19 protein-coding genes are annotated in these 16,567 nt (G+C 65.1%); 11 read left to right on the forward strand and 8 right to left on the reverse strand.

Going from position 1 to position 16,567, the window contains the following annotated elements:
- The first annotated feature begins 98 nt into the window (after positions 1–98).
- The 7 genes from NLM15_RS06325 (at position 99) to NLM15_RS06355 (ending at position 6,368) form a co-directional block, all read left to right on the forward strand.
- On the forward strand, positions 99–1,226 hold the full coding sequence (locus NLM15_RS06325) for a Re/Si-specific NAD(P)(+) transhydrogenase subunit alpha (RefSeq protein WP_254116175.1): 1,128 nt from the start codon (positions 99–101) through the stop codon (positions 1,224–1,226).
- Positions 1,227–1,237: 11 nt separating this feature from the next.
- Complete coding sequence (locus tag NLM15_RS06330; protein ID WP_212248738.1) at positions 1,238–1,555, forward strand: proton-translocating transhydrogenase family protein; 318 nt, start codon at positions 1,238–1,240, stop codon at positions 1,553–1,555.
- Between the two features lie 38 nt (positions 1,556–1,593).
- Positions 1,594–2,991 carry an NAD(P)(+) transhydrogenase (Re/Si-specific) subunit beta gene (locus NLM15_RS06335; protein ID WP_254116176.1) on the forward strand — a complete coding sequence of 466 codons (1,398 nt, stop codon included), beginning with the start codon at positions 1,594–1,596 and terminating at the stop codon, positions 2,989–2,991.
- A gap of 70 nt (positions 2,992–3,061) precedes the next feature.
- Positions 3,062–3,862: an alpha/beta hydrolase gene (locus tag NLM15_RS06340; RefSeq protein WP_254116177.1), complete on the forward strand. Its 801-nt coding sequence runs from the start codon at positions 3,062–3,064 to the stop codon at positions 3,860–3,862.
- A gap of 60 nt (positions 3,863–3,922) precedes the next feature.
- Positions 3,923–5,020 (forward strand): calcium:proton antiporter, encoded by a 1,098-nt coding sequence (locus tag NLM15_RS06345; RefSeq protein WP_254116178.1) that lies wholly within the window; start codon positions 3,923–3,925, stop codon positions 5,018–5,020.
- A 28-nt stretch (positions 5,021–5,048) separates the two neighbouring features.
- A complete protein-coding gene (locus NLM15_RS06350) occupies positions 5,049–5,333 on the forward strand; it encodes a cupin domain-containing protein (protein WP_092186856.1) in 285 nt (94 codons plus the stop codon).
- A gap of 96 nt (positions 5,334–5,429) precedes the next feature.
- Positions 5,430–6,368: a hypothetical protein gene (locus tag NLM15_RS06355; protein WP_254116179.1), complete on the forward strand. Its 939-nt coding sequence runs from the start codon at positions 5,430–5,432 to the stop codon at positions 6,366–6,368.
- Positions 6,369–6,388: 20 nt separating this feature from the next.
- On the opposite strand, the gene NLM15_RS06360 is transcribed toward NLM15_RS06355, so the two are convergent.
- Both NLM15_RS06360 and rpsU read right to left on the reverse strand, forming a co-directional pair.
- Entirely contained in the window at positions 6,389–7,042 is a 654-nt protein-coding gene (locus tag NLM15_RS06360) for a tetratricopeptide repeat protein (RefSeq protein WP_254116180.1), read from the reverse strand.
- A gap of 126 nt (positions 7,043–7,168) precedes the next feature.
- Positions 7,169–7,465 (reverse strand): 30S ribosomal protein S21, encoded by a 297-nt coding sequence (rpsU, locus tag NLM15_RS06365; protein ID WP_008546194.1) that lies wholly within the window; start codon positions 7,463–7,465, stop codon positions 7,169–7,171.
- A 263-nt stretch (positions 7,466–7,728) separates the two neighbouring features.
- Between rpsU and aqpZ the strand changes: the two genes are divergently transcribed.
- Positions 7,729–8,451 (forward strand): aquaporin Z, encoded by a 723-nt coding sequence (aqpZ, locus tag NLM15_RS06370; protein WP_254116181.1) that lies wholly within the window; start codon positions 7,729–7,731, stop codon positions 8,449–8,451.
- A 36-nt stretch (positions 8,452–8,487) separates the two neighbouring features.
- Here the strand turns inward: aqpZ and NLM15_RS06375 are convergent, their stop codons facing one another.
- Both NLM15_RS06375 and purE read right to left on the reverse strand, forming a co-directional pair.
- Positions 8,488–9,594 (reverse strand): 5-(carboxyamino)imidazole ribonucleotide synthase, encoded by a 1,107-nt coding sequence (locus NLM15_RS06375; RefSeq protein WP_254116182.1) that lies wholly within the window; start codon positions 9,592–9,594, stop codon positions 8,488–8,490.
- Positions 9,591–10,079, reverse strand: coding sequence for a 5-(carboxyamino)imidazole ribonucleotide mutase (gene purE / locus NLM15_RS06380; protein ID WP_254116183.1), 489 nt, complete (start codon positions 10,077–10,079; stop codon positions 9,591–9,593). Before purE ends, NLM15_RS06375 begins: the two co-directional genes overlap by 4 nt.
- Before the next feature lie 141 nt (positions 10,080–10,220).
- Between purE and NLM15_RS06385 the strand changes: the two genes are divergently transcribed.
- Entirely contained in the window at positions 10,221–10,922 is a 702-nt protein-coding gene (locus tag NLM15_RS06385; protein ID WP_254116184.1) for a GGDEF domain-containing protein, read from the forward strand.
- A 2-nt stretch (positions 10,923–10,924) separates the two neighbouring features.
- Here the strand turns inward: NLM15_RS06385 and NLM15_RS06390 are convergent, their stop codons facing one another.
- The 3 genes from NLM15_RS06390 to NLM15_RS06400 all read right to left on the reverse strand — a co-directional run bounded on the left by NLM15_RS06390 (position 10,925) and on the right by NLM15_RS06400 (position 11,751).
- Positions 10,925–11,176 carry a hypothetical protein gene (locus NLM15_RS06390; RefSeq protein WP_254116185.1) on the reverse strand — a complete coding sequence of 84 codons (252 nt, stop codon included), beginning with the start codon at positions 11,174–11,176 and terminating at the stop codon, positions 10,925–10,927.
- A 21-nt stretch (positions 11,177–11,197) separates the two neighbouring features.
- Positions 11,198–11,416: a hypothetical protein gene (locus tag NLM15_RS06395; protein WP_254116186.1), complete on the reverse strand. Its 219-nt coding sequence runs from the start codon at positions 11,414–11,416 to the stop codon at positions 11,198–11,200.
- Positions 11,417–11,544: 128 nt separating this feature from the next.
- The gene (locus tag NLM15_RS06400) at positions 11,545–11,751 is read right to left on the reverse strand and encodes a YdcH family protein (protein WP_008546179.1); all 207 of its coding nucleotides are present in this window, start codon (positions 11,749–11,751) and stop codon (positions 11,545–11,547) included.
- A gap of 345 nt (positions 11,752–12,096) precedes the next feature.
- Between NLM15_RS06400 and NLM15_RS06405 the strand changes: the two genes are divergently transcribed.
- On the forward strand, positions 12,097–12,279 hold the full coding sequence (locus NLM15_RS06405) for a YdcH family protein (protein ID WP_057757317.1): 183 nt from the start codon (positions 12,097–12,099) through the stop codon (positions 12,277–12,279).
- Between the two features lie 172 nt (positions 12,280–12,451).
- On the opposite strand, the gene NLM15_RS06410 is transcribed toward NLM15_RS06405, so the two are convergent.
- Positions 12,452–13,555: an NAD(P)/FAD-dependent oxidoreductase gene (locus tag NLM15_RS06410; protein WP_254116187.1), complete on the reverse strand. Its 1,104-nt coding sequence runs from the start codon at positions 13,553–13,555 to the stop codon at positions 12,452–12,454.
- A gap of 202 nt (positions 13,556–13,757) precedes the next feature.
- Between NLM15_RS06410 and NLM15_RS06415 the strand changes: the two genes are divergently transcribed.
- Entirely contained in the window at positions 13,758–16,445 is a 2,688-nt protein-coding gene (locus tag NLM15_RS06415; RefSeq protein WP_254116188.1) for an EAL domain-containing protein, read from the forward strand.
- Positions 16,446–16,567 lie beyond the last annotated feature (122 nt).

Below are 16,567 nucleotides of genomic sequence, written 5' to 3' on the forward strand. Positions count from 1 at the left end.
GAATATTTGCATCCAAGCCGGTCACAAAACCGGTATCGAACGCCGCGGGAGTAACGCTTAAGTTTGCGCGCGCGCTGTCCCGCGCCGCCGGAGGACCTATGAAGATCGCCGTTGCCAAGGAAATCGATCCGTCGGAGCCGCGTGTCGCCGCTTCGCCCGATACGGTGAAGAAGTTCAAGGCGTTGGGCGCCGAGATCGCGGTCGAGCCGGGCGCCGGCCTCAAGTCGGGCCTGCCGGATTCCGAATTCACCGCCGTGGGCGCCACCGTCAGCGCCGATGCGCTGAAGGACGCCGACATCATCATCAAGGTGAAGCGCCCCGAAGCCTCCGAGCTCGCGCAGTACAAGCGCGGTGCGCTCGTCATCGCCATCATGGACCCCTACGGCAACGAGGCTGCGCTGAAGACGATCGCCGATGCCGGCGTCTCCGCCTTCGCGATGGAATTGATGCCCCGCATCACCCGTGCGCAGGTGATGGACGTGCTGTCCTCGCAGGCGAACCTTGCCGGCTACCGCGCCGTGATCGAGGGTGCCGAGGCCTTCGGCCGCGCCTTCCCGATGATGATGACCGCGGCCGGCACCGTGCCCGCCGCAAAGGTGTTCGTGATGGGCGTCGGCGTTGCCGGCCTCCAGGCGATCGCGACCGCGCGCCGTCTCGGCGCCGTCGTCACCGCGACCGACGTGCGGCCCGCGACCAAGGAGCAGGTGGAATCGCTCGGTGCGAAGTTCCTCGCGGTCGAGGACGAGGAGTTCAAGAACGCGCAGACCGCCGGCGGCTACGCCAAGGAAATGTCCAAGGAATACCAGGCCAAGCAGGCCGCGCTCACCGCCGAGCACATCAAGAAGCAGGACATCGTGATCACGACCGCGCTGATTCCGGGCCGGCCCGCGCCGAAACTCGTCTCGGGCGAGATGGTCAAGTCGATGAAGCCGGGGTCGGTGCTGGTCGATCTCGCCGTCGAGCGCGGCGGCAATGTCGAGGGCGCCAGGGCCGGCGAGGTCGTCGACCTCGATGGCATCAAGATCGTCGGCTACACCAACGTCGCCGGCCGCGTCGCGGCCTCGGCCTCCAGCCTCTACGCACGCAATCTGTTCTCCTTCATCGAGACCATGGTCGACAAGAAGGAGAAGAAGCTCGCCGTGAACTGGGACGACGAGCTCGTCAAGGCCACCGCCCTGACCAAGGACGGCGCCGTGATCCACCCGAACTTCCAGCCGAAGGTTTAAGGAGAGCCGCCATGGAGCATGCTGCACAGGTCGTCGACCCCTTCATCTTCCGGCTGTCGATCTTCGTCCTCGCCGTCTTCGTTGGCTATTTCGTGGTGTGGTCGGTGACGCCGGCGCTGCACACGCCGCTGATGAGCGTGACCAACGCGATCTCCTCGGTGATCGTGGTCGGCGCGCTGCTCGCGGTTGGCGTCGCCAACGTCTCGAGCGGCTCCGGCTGGGCGCGCGGTTTCGGCTTCGTCGCGCTGATCTTCGCCTGCGTGAACATCTTTGGCGGCTTCCTTGTCACCCAGCGCATGCTGGCGATGTACAAGAAGAAGTCGAAGTAAGCGGCCACCTCGGGCTGATGGGATAATGGGGACCTGAGATGAGCGCCAACCTCTCTGCATTTTTGTATCTCGTGGCGGGAGTGCTGTTCATCCTGTCGCTGCGCGGGCTGTCGAGCCCGGCTTCGTCGCGCCAGGGCAATCTGTTCGGCATGATCGGCATGGCGATCGCGGTCGCGACCACGCTCGCGAGCCATCCGCCGGCGGACGGTGTGGCCTGGGTGCTGGTCATCCTCGCCGTCGCGATCGGCGGCGGCATCGGTGCGGTGATCGCCCGCCGCGTGCCGATGACCTCGATGCCGGAACTGGTCGCCGCCTTCCACTCGCTCGTCGGCATGGCCGCGGTGCTGGTCGCCGCCGGCGCGTTCTACGCGCCCGAGGCCTTCGATATCGGCACCCCCGGCAACATCCATCCGCAGAGCCTGGTCGAGATGTCGCTCGGCGTCGCCATCGGCGCGCTGACCTTCACCGGCTCGGTGATCGCGTTCCTGAAGCTGTCCGCGCGCATGAGCGGCGCGCCGATCATCCTGCCGTTCCGCCACGCCATCAACATCGTCCTCGCTGTCCTGCTGGTCGTGTTCATCGTCGGCCTCGTGCTGAGCGGCAGCGCGTTCGACTTCTGGATGATCGTCATCCTCGCGCTGGCGCTCGGCGTGCTCATGATCATCCCGATCGGCGGCGCCGACATGCCGGTCGTGATCTCGATGCTGAACTCCTACTCGGGCTGGGCCGCCGCGGGCATCGGCTTCACGCTGGGCAATTCCGCGCTGATCATCACCGGCGCGCTGGTCGGCTCGTCGGGTGCGATCCTGTCCTACATCATGTGCCACGCGATGAACCGGTCCTTCATCTCGGTCATCCTCGGCGGCTTTGGCGGCGAGACCGCGGCGGCCGGCGGTGGCGGCGGTGAGCAGAAGCCCGCCAAGCTCGGCTCGGCCGACGACGCCGCGTTCATCATGAAGAACGCGCAGAAGGTCATCATCGTGCCCGGCTACGGCATGGCGGTGGCGCAGGCCCAGCACGCGCTGCGCGAAATGGGCGACATCCTGAAGAAGGAAGGCGTCGAGGTGAAGTACGCCATTCATCCGGTCGCGGGCCGCATGCCCGGCCACATGAACGTGCTGCTCGCCGAAGCCAACGTCCCTTATGACGAGGTGTTCGAGCTCGAGGACATCAACTCCGAATTCGCGCAGGCCGACATCGCCTTCGTGATCGGCGCCAACGACGTCACCAACCCGGCGGCCGAAGAGGACAAGACCTCGCCGATCTACGGCATGCCCGTCCTCCAGGTCTGGAAGGCCGGCACCGTGATGTTCATCAAGCGCTCGCTCGCCTCGGGCTATGCCGGTATCGACAATCCGCTGTTCTATCGCGACAACACCATGATGCTGCTCGGCGACGCCAAGAAGGTCACCGAGAACATCGTCAAGGCGATGTAAGGCGAGGCGCATCGGATGGCACGCCGCCACGCGGCGGCGTGCGGCTGAATTCCGGAGCGGCGACGCAGCGATGACATTCCTGAAATGGATCGCCATCGTTCTTGCGTCCGGCTATCTCGCCGGTCTCCTCCTGCTCTATGTGAAGCAGCGCGACATGCTGTTTCCGATTCCGACGGCCCAGCGCACCGCGCCTGCTGCCGCAGGATTTCCACAAGCCGAGGAGCACGTCCTGACCACGTCGGACGGCGAGAAGGTCATCGTCTGGCACGTTCCGCCACAGTCCGGTCGTGCCGTCATCCTGTTCTTCCATGGCAATGGCGATTCTCTCGCGGGCCTCGCTGGCCGCTTCAGGGACATCACGGCCGACGGCACCGGCCTCGTCGCGCTGTCCTATCGCGGCTATGCGGGCTCCAGCGGTGCGCCGAGCGAAGACGGCCTGCTGCGGGATGGCGCGGCCGCCTATTCATTCGCGACGGCACGCTATGATCCCCAGCGGATCGTTGCGTGGGGCTTCTCGCTCGGCACCGGCGTTGCGGTTGCGATCGCGTCCGGGCACCCGGTCGGAAAGCTGATCCTCGAGGCGCCCTATACGTCGATCGCCGACGTCGCCGCCGCGCATTTCTGGTTCGCTCCGGTCCGGCTCCTGATCCGCGACCCCTTCCACTCGGATGAGCGCATCGCTCGCGTCACGGCACCGCTCCTGATCGTCCACGGTGCACGGGACCAGACCATCCCGATTGCATTCGGCGAGCAGCTGTTTGCGCTGGCGCACGAGCCGAAGCAGTTCGTTCGGATCCCCGGCGGCGGGCACGACGATCTCGGCAACTTTGGCATCGCCGAGACGGCGCGGCAGTTCATCAACGGCTCCTGAGGGCTGACGGGCGCGATCTTCTCGCGCATAATCGGTCTGTCACTTGAAGGAATCGCCTGCATGAGCGCACACGGACCGATGCCGCGGTCGTCATGGATCTTCCCCGCTCTGGCGGTGCTGCTGTTCCTGATCGTGACCGCGACCGGCTACGGCTTCACCCTGTCGGCCAGCGGCGGCCTGTTCGCGATCGTGCTCCTTGTGATCCTGTTCGGCACCGTGTTCGCGGCCGTCCATCACTCCGAGGTGATCGCGGAGCGCATCGGCGAGCCCTACGGCACGCTGCTGCTCACACTGGCGGTGACCATCATCGAGGTCGCGCTGATCACCACGATCATGCTGGGCGACAAGCCGGCGCCGGAGCTCGCGCGCGACACCGTGTTCGCGGTCGTGATGATCGTCTGCAACGGCCTCGTCGGCCTCTGCGTCTTCATCGGCGGCATGCGCTACCGCGAGCAGGGTTTTCAGGTCTCGGGCGCCAACGTCTACCTCAGCGTGCTGATGGCAATGGCAACCATCACGCTGATTATGCCCAACTACACGCTGACGACGCCGGGCCCGATGTATTCGACACTCCAGCTCGGCTTCGTCGATCTCGTGACGATCGTGCTCTACGGCGTATTCCTCTACACCCAGATCGTCCTGCACAAGGATTACTTCGTCCACGACCGGGCGGACGGCGAGGGCGGGGAGGCGCACCTGTCGGGGAGGATGCTGGCGCTCAGCGTCGCGCTGCTGCTGGTCTCACTGCTCGCCGTTGTTCTCCTCGCCAAGAAGTTCTCGCTGGTGGTCGATGCTGTCGCAGTCCAGATCGGCGCTCCCCCGGCGTTCGCGGGCCTGCTGGTCGCCCTCCTGATCCTGATGCCGGAGGGGGTCTCCGCGATCGCCGCGGCCCGAAAGAACGATCTCCAGAAGAGCATCAATCTGGCGCTCGGTTCCTCGCTCGCAACCATCGGCCTGACCATTCCGGCGGTCGGGCTCGCCACCTACGCGCTCGACCAGCCGCTCGTGCTGGGCCTCAATCCCCAGAACACGGCACTATTGTTCCTGACATTCTTGTTGAGCATGCTGACTTTCGGCACGGGCAGGACGAACGTCCTGTTCGGGCTGGTCCATATGGTGGTATTTGCCGTCTACGTGTTCATGGTTTTCGTGCCCTGAGGCACGATTCCCCCCAGGAGAGATTCCGATGCTTGCCGCCAGATCCGAGGTCCAGATCGACAACGAAGAGGTCCGGGTGACCGAATGGCGGCTCGCCCCGGGCAGCGCGACCGGGCACCACACCCACGGCATGGACTATGTCATTGTTCCCGTCGTCGCCGGCGAGATGACCATCGTGGCGCCCGGCGGCGAGCGTTCCAAGGCGCAGCTGGCGGCTGGAAAATCCTATTTCCGCAAGGCCGGGGTCCAACATGACGTACTTAACGAAACCTCAACCGAGATCGTGTTCCTTGAGATCGAGCTGAAGCCGTAAGGCGAGCCGGTTACCCTTTGCCATCGATCCGTCGCAGTTGATCCCTTACAATGCCCCAAAGTTCCCGCATCTGATCGCGCGGGGAGTGGCCGAGAAATGCTGAAATACTTCGCTAAAATCTCGATGGATATTTTCCCCTCGGTGCTCGCGACGATCATCGGGGCGTACATCGTTAACCACTACATCAACGCCAAGCCGGCGGCCGATGCCCCCGCGGCCGTGGTGGCGCCTGCCGAGGCCGGCAAGGACGCCAAGCCGGCGGATACCGCCAACCTCCCCGCACCCGGCGTCAAGGCCAAGGGTGTCTCAGAGAAGAACGTGACCGAGAAGGCGGCGGTCGAGAAACCCGCCGACAAGTCCGAGGCCAAGGCTGCGGACACCAAGGCTGCGGACACCAAGGCTGCGGACACCAAGGCTGCGGACACCAAGGCTGCGGACGTTGCGCCCGCCGAGACCACTTCGCACGGCCGCCCGGCGGCGCGTGAGAAGGCCGCCGCCAAGGCGCCCCCGGCAGCCACCGCTCCGGTGGTCGAGGCCAATTCGGCGCCGGCTTCCCCGACTGCGACCCCCGACGCCAACGACCTCGCGCGCGCCGCCATCGAGCGCCTGCGCAAGTCGCCTGAGGGCAAGGCCGCCGAGGCCAGATCTTCCGAGACCAAATCGGCCGAGCGATCGCCGGAGCCTGCCGTCCGGGAGGCCGCCCGCGCCCCGGAGGCGCCGCGCGTCATCAGCACGGATCCGGCCACGGTGCGTCCGTTGCCGCCGCCGATCACGGTGTCGACGCCTTCAACCGAGGCCTATGGCAATAATGGTTCGTCGCCGTCCTACACGGCCTCGGTCGGCAACGACGATCCGAACCGGATGACGCCGCCGGCAGACATTCCGGTCCCGATGATCGCACCGCCGCTCGATCTGCGTGCCGATGCCGGTGGCGCCATGCCGCGGCCGAAGAAGACCAACGTGGCCGACGAGATGCTGTCGGGCATGAAGTCGATGTTCCACTCGGTCCTGCCGAAGAACTCCACCCCCGATTAAGACTGGTAGCTGCTGCGCCGTCAGCCGCCGACGCGGGCGAGGCCGCTGCGGGCGGCATCGTCGCGTGGACGCAGCGCGACCGCCTTGTTGTAGGACGCCGCCGCCTTGGCCTTGTCACCCAGCCGCTCATAGGCCTGCCCCCGCGCGGTCCACACCAGTGCATTGTGTGGATCGGCCTCGGAGGCCTCATCGAGATCGGCTGCCGCTTCCTTGATCTTGCCGAGGGCGAGATAGCTGGTGGCGCGGCCGAGCAGCGGCTCGACCTTCTGCGGATTGAGCCCGTTGGCGGCGCTGAAATCGGCGATGGCGAAGTTGTGCTCGTTGTTGCCCTGGTAGATCAGGGCGCGGCCATAGAGCGCCTGCGCATTGTAGGGATCGAGTGCGACGGCCCGGTTGAACTCGTCCAGCGCGCCGGCCGTCTCCCCCGACTTCGCCAGGGCCTGGCCTTTTGCGGTGTGCGCCTGGGCCTCGCTGACACTCGCGGCACTGACGGCACTGTCAGAGGGAGCGGCGGCCGCCTTGGGCGCCTCCTGCGGCTTCTCCTTCTCCGGCATCAGGGAGCCCAGGTCGAAGGAGCAGCTGCACAGCACGATCCCCATCAAACCGAGCGCGAGCGGCTGTCGCCAGATCGGGCGCAGCCGCGCCAAGCCGCGCTCGGGGAAAGGGGAGGCCATCTACGGTTCGCTCGCGCTGGTGCCGCATCGGTAGTGCCCCGTCCCAGAGAAGGCACCGCTCACAAAACAATAACGCGGGCCAAGGGCCCGCGTTATCGAAAACTCAAGTCTTGCAGAGAGGCAAGATCAGCGCGGTCCGCGCGGACCTGCGCCCGGGCCGCCGCGGCCGCCACGATCACCGCCGGGACCGGCGCCGAACACCGGCTTCGGCTTCATCGGCAGCAGACCTTCACGCTGCAGCTTCTTGCGGGCCAGCTTGCGCGCACGGCGCACGGCTTCTGCCTTTTCACGGGCCTTCTTCTCGGAGGGCTTTTCGTAGTGACCGCGGAGCTTCATCTCGCGGAAAATGCCTTCGCGCTGCATCTTCTTCTTCAGCGCCTTGAGGGCTTGGTCGACATTGTTATCGCGAACGAGAACCTGCACGCGGCATCCTCTTCAGTGGATCGGATTTGAATTCTGGTAAGTCAAAGGGGATGGCGAAACGCGCAAGCCCTTAACCTTGAGGGCGCGGATGTATCAGACAAAACCCGCGATGTCCACCTGCCAAGCAGGTTTTCGGGCCAAGTTCAGCCATTAAATGCGGCGAAAATACCTCTGGACGGCCCTGATTTGGGTGGTTTAGCGCCAAGGTCGGGGCAGTTCCCGGAGCTTTGTTCCGGAAATCCAGGAATCAGGGGAGACGCCACATGGATATGAAGAAATACGCTGCCGAGGCGATCGGCACATTCTGGCTCACATTCGCAGGCTGCGGCAGCGCGGTGATCGCGGCCGGCTTCCCGCAGGTCGGGATCGGCCTGGTCGGCGTGTCCCTGGCGTTCGGCTTGAGCGTCGTCACGATGGCCTACGCGATTGGGCACATCTCGGGCTGCCACCTCAACCCGGCCGTCACCGTCGGGCTTGCCGCCGGCGGGCGCTTCCCGGCAGGACAGATCCTGCCTTACGTGATCGCGCAGGTCTGCGGCGCGATCGTCGCCGCCCAGTTGCTCTATGTGATCGCCAGCGGCGCGCCCGGTTTCGACGTCACCAAGGGCTTTGCCTCGAACGGCTATGATGCGCATTCGCCCGGCCAGTACAGCATGGTCGCCTGCTTCGTCACCGAGGTGGTGATGACCATGATGTTCCTGTTCATCATCATGGGCGCCACCCATGGCCGCGCGCCTGCGGGCTTTGCCCCGCTCGCGATCGGGCTCGCGCTGGTGATGATCCATCTCGTCAGCATCCCCGTCACCAACACCTCGGTGAACCCGGCGCGCAGCACGGGGCCCGCGCTGTTCGTCGGCGGCTGGGCGCTGTCGCAGCTCTGGATGTTCTGGGTCGCACCGCTGATCGGCGGCGCGCTGGGCGGGGTGATCTATCGCTGGCTCAGCGAGGAGCCCTCAGGCGTCGTCGCGGGCGCGAAGACGGCCTGATCGAAAGGCGGGATCGCAGCATGCGCCGCGGTCCCGCTACTTGTCCTTCGCCGGTCTGACTTCGGTGACGTGGCCCATCTTGCGGCCGGGGCGCGGGGTGCCCTTGCCGTAGATGTGCACGGTCGCGCCCGGGACGGTCAGCCACTTCTCGTAATCGTTGATCTCGTCGCCGATCAGATTGGTCATGGTGACGATTTCGCCGTGGCGCACGGGCTTGCCGAGCGGCCAGCCGGCAATGGCGCGGATGTGCTGCTCGAATTGCGAGACCGACGCGCCGTCGAGGGTCCAGTGCCCCGAATTGTGCACGCGCGGGGCGATTTCGTTGACCAGCACCTTCGGCCCGGTGCCGTTGGCGAGCACGAACATCTCGACAGCGAGCACGCCGACATAGTCGAGCGCGCTGGCGATCTTGCCGGCGATGCTGCGGGCCTCCTCGGCCAGCGCATCCGGGATCGGCGCGGGCGCGCGGGATATCTTCAGAATGTGGTCGCGGTGCTCGTTCTCGGTGACGTCGAAACATTCGACCTGGCCCGTGGCCGAGCGCGCCGCGATCACGGAAATCTCGCGCTCGTACGGAATGAAGGCTTCCAGGATCGCCGATTTGGTGGCGAGGCTGGTCCACACCTTGGCGATGTCGTCGCCCTCGCGGATGATGGCCTGGCCCTTGCCGTCATAGCCGAAGCGGCGGGTCTTGAGCACGGCCGGAAGGCCGATCCTGACGATGGCCTCACGCAACGAAGCCACCGAGGTGACATCGGCGTAAGCGGCCGTGCCGATGCCGAGCCTTGTGACAAAATCCTTCTCGGCGAGCCGGTCCTGGGTGGTCTCGAGGATCTTGCGGTTGGGCAACACCGGGCGGCGCGCGTCCAGCACCATCGCGGCGGCAGACGGCACGTTCTCGAATTCGTAGGTGATGACGTCGACGTCGTTGGCGAACAGCTCGAGTGCTTCGACGTCGGCATATTCGGCGCAGGTCGCGTTCAGCACGACGTCGAAGGCGGGCGAGTCCGGGTCGGGCGAGAAGACCTGGCAGCGCAGGCCGAGCCGCGCCGCAGCCATGGCCAGCATCCGCCCCAATTGTCCGCCGCCGAGGATTCCGATGGTGTCGCCGGGCTTCAGCGTCACCTGCTTTGCGTCAGTCACGCCTTGTCCTCCGGGCGCTCGGCAACCGCCTCGGTCTGCGCCTTGCGCCAGGCGACAAGGCGATCGGACAGGGCCGGGTCGGACAATGCGAGCACTGAAGCCGCAAGCAACGCCGCGTTGATCGCGCCGGCCTTGCCGATGGCGAGGGTGCCGACCGGGATTCCCGCAGGCATCTGCACGATCGAATAGAGCGAATCGATGCCCTTCAGCGTCCTCGATTCGACGGGAACGCCGAGCACGGGCAGTTCCGTCAGCGCCGCCGCCATGCCGGGCAGATGCGCAGCGCCCCCCGCGCCGGCGATGATGACCTTGTAGCCCGCGGCCTTGGCGCCCTTGGCGAATGCAAACAGCCGGTCGGGGGTGCGGTGTGCCGAAACGATGCGGGTCTCGGCGGCAACGCCGAGCGCTGCGAGCGTGTCGGCGGCATGCCGCATCGTCTCCCAGTCCGACTGGCTTCCCATGATGATGGCGATAGGCGCGGTCATGACGTCAATTGTGCTCGGAAAACAGAAAGATAGGCCAGATTAACGGTTCCGGCCGGTGGCTCGCAAGGCGGTGGCAAGGAGAAGGGAATGCACTATCCTGTCTTGGTGAATCCCCGCAAGCCTTCATTGAGCAGGATGCCCATGAAGAAACCAAAAAGGGCAAGCGCTGCGAAGGCCAAAAAGGGCCGGAAAACCAGCGTCAGCCGATCCAAAGCCGCCTCCAGGCGCCCGGCCAGGCCGGCGCGGCGCGGCGCGTCGGCCGCCGACGGCGCCAAGGCGACCATCCGTGGCTTGCGGAGCAAGCTCAAGGAGGCGGAGCGGCGGGTCGCGGAACTGGAAGCTGCGGCCGACACCGATTTCCTGCTCGAGATTCCGAACCGGCGCGGCTTCGAGCGCGAGCTCGCGCGCGCCATCGCCTACATGAAGCGCTACCGCGCCAGCGGCGCGCTGATCGCACTCGACGTCGATCGCCTGAAGCCGATCAACGATTCCTTCGGCCATGCCGCCGGCGACGAGGTGCTCAAGGCGATCGCGGCCACCCTGACGCAGCAGGTCCGCGCCTCGGACGTGGTCGGGCGGCTCGGCGGCGACGAATTCGCGCTGCTGCTCTGGAATCTCAGCGAGACGGATGCCAAGGCGAAGGCCGCGGCCTTCGAGCAGGCGATCGACGAATTGTCGTTTAACTTTCGCGGTCAGCACGTGACCGCGGGCGCTTCCGCCGGTGTCGCGCTGCTGGGGGCGCAGTCCGATGCAGGCCGCGCGCTGGAGGAGGCCGATGCCGCCATGTATGTGCGCAAGGCGCACCGGCGGCACGAGCCGGGGATCAGGCTGGTCAGCAACTGATCTTATAGCGTGGCCAGATCTTCCGGCACGTTGCCGAATTTGCGCAGCAGCATGGCGTCGCCGAATTCGCCGGTCATGGGATCGCCGCTGCGGCTGAACGCAACCGCGCCGATATGGCCGGCACCGTGCGCCAGGATTTCGGCGCGCCGCAACGCGGCCGCCGAGCTCTGGCATTCCTCCGCGGCGCCCGCGACCGGCGATCCGTCGGCATCGATCAGGAAGGGCATTGCAACGTAGTAGGTCACATCCGACATGGCGTTGCTCCGATGTTGAACTCAGGCGGCGCTGCTGGTGCTCCGGATCTTGCTGCGCGAGGCCTCGGGAATGCAGCCGGCCGAAATCGCCGCCTGCAATTCTTCCAGCTCGGCTTCCAGATATTCGTTGGCCATGATCAGCGCCTTGATGGTGCTGCGCAGATTGCCGTCGCACATCGCGATCGCCTGATCGCAGGCCTGTTCATAATGGCTGTTGTCGAGAAGGGCGGTTGCCGACATCTGCGTTTGTCCTTGGGGGTTCCTGGGTGTTTCCTGGCGCGCGTTGGGATGCCCGAATGTTCCTATTTTGTTCTTTTCGAGTCAAGCGGATTCGCGTGTGGCGAGCCGCTGCGAAAAGGGCTCGCGGATCAGGCGATGATGTCCGGCGTGATCTGGTCTTCGATGAACGCGATACGGTCGCGCAACAACAGCTTGCGTTTCTTCAACCGCTGTAACCGCAACAGGTCGGGGGCGGGCGATTGATGCAACGCATCGATCGCCGCATCGAGATCTCGGTGTTCCTGCTGCAACCGGGTGAGCTCGGCTTCGAGCTCACGCTCGTCTTCATTGGTCATGTTTGCGGTGGCCGAAAACCGGATAGCGTGAGATTCAAGGCTGTGGATGCCTGTGGAAATTATCGTCCTTGCGCGCCGTGATCGCAAGCGATCTGCGACCCTCGCGCGCCGATCTCCCGCAACATATTTCTGCGGGCCGCTGCGGCGCTTCGCGAGCGCATTGATATCATGGATTTTTCAGGCGCGGTTCCTTAGTTGCGCGTCATTACATTGGTCACGCTTCGTTACATATGAATTTTCAAAAATGACACTGCGACGACGGATATCCATCGACAGAACGAATCGGTGATGTACACTTCGTCGTCCGGATCGAATCCAAGGTTACCCCTACCGAGGAGGTTTCGAATGACAATTCAGGCACATCTGGTTGAATTGGAGCGGAAGCACAAGACTCTCGAAAATGAATTACACGAAGCTCTTGTGCACCTTTCAACGGACGACCTGCAAATTGTTGAGTTGAAGCGACGGAAGTTGATGGTCAAGGACCAGATCGAGCGTCTGAAGCAAACCGGCGACACGCTCCACTAGTAACCCCCGTAACAGTGTCGAGTTGAACGTACCCTTTCACGCAGGGGTGAGAGCTATTGCACTCATCCCCTGCCGAAAGGTGCGCGCCGTGCAAAGCTATTTGTGCGGCGTGTTTTTTTGTCCGGACGGGTTTTCCTGACGCACACCGGTAGCCGCTTCGCTCGAAATCGCTCTAGACGTTTGCGAGCTCGGCGACGTGATCCGCGATCGCGAGCGATGACGTCAGTCCTGGCGATTCGATTCCGAACAGGTTGATCAGGCCTTCGACGCCGTGATCGCGCGGGCCCTGCATCAGAAAATCCTGCGTGGCCACCGCCGGCGGCACGATCTTCGGGCGAATGCCCGAATAGCTCGGCATCAGCGCGCCGTCGGGCAGCGTCGGCCAGTATTTCCGGATCGCCGGATAGAAGCGCTCGGCGCGTGATGGATCGACCTCGTAATTGATCGTCTCGATCCACTCGACGTCGGGGCCGAAGCGCGCCTGCCCCGCCATGTCCAGCGTCAGATGCACTCCGAGCCCGCCTGGCTCGGGCACCGGATAGATCAGGTGCGAGAACGGCGCCCTGGCATTGCAGCTGAAGTAGTTTCCCTTGGCGAGATAGGCCAGCGGAATCCGGTCCATCGGCATGCCGTCGATGTGGCGTGCGACACTTGTCGCCGAGAGCCCGGCGGCGTTGACGAGCAGGTCGCATTGCAGCGTCATCGGCGCTTCGCCGCCGGCCTCGATCTCGATCACGCCGCCGGCGGCCTTGGCGCGGATCAGCGGGGTGTGAAACGCAAAGGCAGCGCCAGCCGCCTCGGCCTCGCCGCGCAGCGAGAGCATGTAGGCGTGGCTGTCGATGATGCCGGTCGACGGCGACAGCAGCGCGGCATCGCAGGCGAGCGCCGGCTCCAGCGCGCGTGCGGCCTCGCCCGTGAGCAGCTGCATGTCGAGCACGCCGTTGGCCTCGGCATGCGCCTTGATCGATTGCAGCTTCTCGGTCTCTTTCGCGCTGGTCGCGACGATCAGCTTGCCGCAATTCTTGTGCGGGATGCCGCGCTCGCCGCAGTAGCGGTACAGCGCGTGCTTGCCGCTGACGCACATGCGCGCCATCCAGCTCCCGGCGCGGTAGTAGATCCCGGCATGGATCACCTCGCTGTTGCGCGAGGAGGTGATGGTGCCGATGGCCTCGGCTTCCTCGAGCACGATCACCTCGCGCCCGGCCTGGGCGAGCTTTCGAGCCACTGCGAGCCCGACCACGCCGGCTCCGATGACGACGCAATCGACTTTATCCATGGTTGTGCAATGCATCCGCTGAAAGCGCCGGTGGCGTCAGGCCTGAGAATGAGGGCGCGGGTCCGTTTTGCATTAAGGAACCATTTATCATGTCAGGGCAATTGCCGTATTTGGCGCCACATTTTTCTGTTGCGCGTACAGGCGTTTACCCGATCCAAACCCGTGAAGCCAGACAATCCGACGTTGAAATCGCGGGTGGCTGATGGCTGAGAAGAACTGGCACGAGGGCAGCACGCTTCCGATTGCTGTGCAGGCCGTCGTGGGCCTGGGCAGCGCGGTCGCGCCTGCGCGCGCCTTTGCCCTCTCGGACGGTCTGGCCCCGGCGAGCTATCTCGGCACGCTCGATCCCAACGTGGTCTGGGAAGCCCTGATCGGCGGCATCGTCGTCTGTGCGTTCCTGGCCGCGATCGCGCTGTGGATCCATTCCTCGCTGCGCCGGACCAGGCGCTTGCAGTTGCGGCGCAACGCCTTCGTCTCCTCCGCCATGAACAATCTCAACCAGGGCGTGGTGATGACGGATGCGCAGCGGCGCATCATCTTCTGCAACGACCGTTATCTCGAGATCTACGGCCTGTCGCGGTCGGATCTGTGGACCGGCATGACCGGCTACGACGTCCTCAAGTTGCGGCGCGAGCGCGGGGTTCTCGGAGGCGTCTCCGACGAAGAGTTCTATGAGAAGGCGGCGAGTCCCAACGGTCTGATCACCGAGCTGCCTGATGACCGCGCCATCCTGGTGAAATATTACGTGCTGCCGAACGGCGGCTCGGTCGCGACGCATCTGGACGTCAGCGAGCAGCGCAGGCTGTCGCGGCAGCTCGCCTCCACCAAGCAATTCCTGGAAACCGTGCTGGACAACGTGCCGGCCTGCGTCGCCGCGAAGAACATCGAGGACGGCCGTTACATCTTCGCCAACAGCGCCTACGAACGGTTCTGGGGGTTTTCGCGCGACCACGTCGTCGGCAAGAATGCGCGTGAGCTGTTCGCTCCGATCTCGGCGGCCAGCATCGAGGCGACCGATCGGGCGGCACTGAATTCGCCGGATGGCCAGTTCCGCAATGAATTCGAGGTCGACCGCGCCGGTGAGCGGCGCATGGTCGCCTCGATCCGGATCGTGGTTCGCAACGAGAGCAACAAGCCCGAATTCCTGATGCTCGTGTTCGAGGACATCACCGACCGCCGCTCGCTGTCGCAGGAGCTGGAGAGCACGAAGAAGTTCCTGGAGCTCGTGGTCGACAACATCCCGGTGGCGCTGATCGTGGAGGAGGTCAAGGACGGCCGCTATCTGCTCGCCAACCGCAGTGCGGAGACGATCCTCAACCGCCGGCGCGAAGAGGCCACGGGCCTGACCGCGTCCGACATCTTCAATCCCAAGGAAGCCAAGCTGATCATCGCGCGCGACGAGGCCGCGATCAAGAAGCGCGGGATGATCACCGAGGAGCACCCGATCTCCACCAAGGACGGCCTGCGGCTGTTCCTGACCCGCCGCGCCACCGTGCTCAGCGATGCCGGCGAGCCGCAATATCTGATCAAGACCCATGAAGACGTCACCGACCGCCGGCAGACCGAGTCGCGCATGGCGCACATGGCCTATCACGACGGCCTCACCGATTTGCCGAACCGCGCCGCCTTCCTGCAGGCGCTGACCCAGATGATCGAGGCCTGCGAGGGAACCAGCGAGGAGTTCGCCGTCCTGTGCGTCGACCTCGACGGCCTCAAGGAGGTCAACGACGTCTTCGGCCATGCGCTCGGCGACAAGCTCCTGATCGAAGTGGCCAAGCGGCTCCAGGACTCCGCGCGCGGTGGCGTGGTGGCGCGCCTGTCCGGCGACGAGTTCGGCCTCATCATCGACGGCAAGCAGCCGGAGGCGGGTCTTGCGCTGGCGCAGCAAATCGGCGACGCCGTCGCCCAGGAATTCCAGATCGACGGCCGGGCGGTCCGCGCCGGCGTCACCACCGGCATGTCGATCTTCCCGCACAATGGCACTGATGCCGCCTCGCTGCTCGCCAATGCCGGCGCGGCGCTGTTCCGCGCCAAGCAGAAGTCGCGCGGCACGATCAGCCTCTACCAGCCGGAGATGGACCAGCAGATCCGCGATCGCCGCGTGCTGCACCAGGACCTCTCGATGGCGATCAAGAACGGCGAGCTCTCGCTCGCCTTCCAGCCGCAGGGCGTCGCGGGCCACAGCGTCATGGAAAGCGACATCATCGGTTTCGAGGCGCTGGCGCGCTGGCAGCATCCGGTGCGCGGCCAGGTCTCACCGGCCGAATTCATCCCGATCGCGGAAGAGAGCGGCCTGATCGTCGAGATGGGCGAGTGGATCCTGCGCGAGGCCTGCCGCGAGGCGGCGTCCTGGCCGAAGCCGCTCCAGGTCGCGGTCAACCTGTCGCCGGCGCAGTTCATGCACGGCGACGTGGTCGGGCTGGTCCATTCAATCCTGATCGAGACGGGCCTCGCACCCGGCCGGCTCGAGCTGGAAATCACCGAGGGCGTGCTGATCGAGGACTTCGATCGGGGCCTGGCACTGCTGCGCCGGCTGAAGGCGCTCGGCGTGCGCATCTCCATGGACGATTTCGGCAGCGGCTATTCCTCGCTGAGCTATCTCCAGGCGTTCCCGTTCGACAAGATCAAGATCGACCGCGCCTTCATCATCAATCTCGGCCGCAATCCGCAATCGGCGGCCATCGTGCGCGCCGTGATCGATCTCGGCCATGGCCTCGAAATGTCGATCATCGCCGAGGGCGTCGAGACCCTCGACCAGCTCGCCTTCCTTGCCAAGGAGGGCTGCGACGGCGTGCAGGGCTACCTGCTCGGCAAGCCGCTGCCGATCGGGAAATATGCCGGCCTCGTCGGCCGCGCCGAGACCTTGGAGCTTGCGCTCAAGACCGGCTAGAGCGTCTTCGAGCCAAGCGGATCCCGGGTCGCGTAAAGAAAACGCGTCAAAACATAATCTGGCGCTCCGTTCCGATTTCATCGGAACGGAAATGGCTCTAGTGATGGCGAGCGCTCAGCTCC

Source organism: Bradyrhizobium sp. CCGB20 (assembly GCF_024199855.1).
In the GTDB taxonomy this organism is placed as follows: domain Bacteria; phylum Pseudomonadota; class Alphaproteobacteria; order Rhizobiales; family Xanthobacteraceae; genus Bradyrhizobium.

Bases quoted from the DNA above. Each gene is read 5' to 3' on its own strand.
- NLM15_RS06325 (WP_254116175.1), top strand. From the start codon at position 99: ATGAAGATCGCCGTTGCCAAGGAAATCGATCCGTCGGAGCCGCGTGTC.
- NLM15_RS06330 (WP_212248738.1), top strand. From the start codon at position 1,238: ATGGAGCATGCTGCACAGGTCGTCGACCCCTTCATCTTCCGGCTGTCG.
- NLM15_RS06335 (WP_254116176.1), top strand. From the start codon at position 1,594: ATGAGCGCCAACCTCTCTGCATTTTTGTATCTCGTGGCGGGAGTGCTG.
- NLM15_RS06340 (WP_254116177.1), top strand. From the start codon at position 3,062: ATGACATTCCTGAAATGGATCGCCATCGTTCTTGCGTCCGGCTATCTC.
- NLM15_RS06345 (WP_254116178.1), top strand. From the start codon at position 3,923: ATGAGCGCACACGGACCGATGCCGCGGTCGTCATGGATCTTCCCCGCT.
- NLM15_RS06350 (WP_092186856.1), top strand. From the start codon at position 5,049: ATGCTTGCCGCCAGATCCGAGGTCCAGATCGACAACGAAGAGGTCCGG.
- NLM15_RS06355 (WP_254116179.1), top strand. From the start codon at position 5,430: ATGCTGAAATACTTCGCTAAAATCTCGATGGATATTTTCCCCTCGGTG.
- NLM15_RS06360 (WP_254116180.1), bottom strand. From the start codon at position 7,042: ATGGCCTCCCCTTTCCCCGAGCGCGGCTTGGCGCGGCTGCGCCCGATC.
- aqpZ (WP_254116181.1), top strand. From the start codon at position 7,729: ATGGATATGAAGAAATACGCTGCCGAGGCGATCGGCACATTCTGGCTC.
- purE (WP_254116183.1), bottom strand. From the start codon at position 10,079: ATGACCGCGCCTATCGCCATCATCATGGGAAGCCAGTCGGACTGGGAG.
- NLM15_RS06385 (WP_254116184.1), top strand. From the start codon at position 10,221: ATGAAGAAACCAAAAAGGGCAAGCGCTGCGAAGGCCAAAAAGGGCCGG.
- NLM15_RS06390 (WP_254116185.1), bottom strand. From the start codon at position 11,176: ATGTCGGATGTGACCTACTACGTTGCAATGCCCTTCCTGATCGATGCC.
- NLM15_RS06395 (WP_254116186.1), bottom strand. From the start codon at position 11,416: ATGTCGGCAACCGCCCTTCTCGACAACAGCCATTATGAACAGGCCTGC.
- NLM15_RS06400 (WP_008546179.1), bottom strand. From the start codon at position 11,751: ATGACCAATGAAGACGAGCGTGAGCTCGAAGCCGAGCTCACCCGGTTG.
- NLM15_RS06405 (WP_057757317.1), top strand. From the start codon at position 12,097: ATGACAATTCAGGCACATCTGGTTGAATTGGAGCGGAAGCACAAGACT.
- NLM15_RS06410 (WP_254116187.1), bottom strand. From the start codon at position 13,555: ATGGATAAAGTCGATTGCGTCGTCATCGGAGCCGGCGTGGTCGGGCTC.
- NLM15_RS06415 (WP_254116188.1), top strand. From the start codon at position 13,758: ATGGCTGAGAAGAACTGGCACGAGGGCAGCACGCTTCCGATTGCTGTG.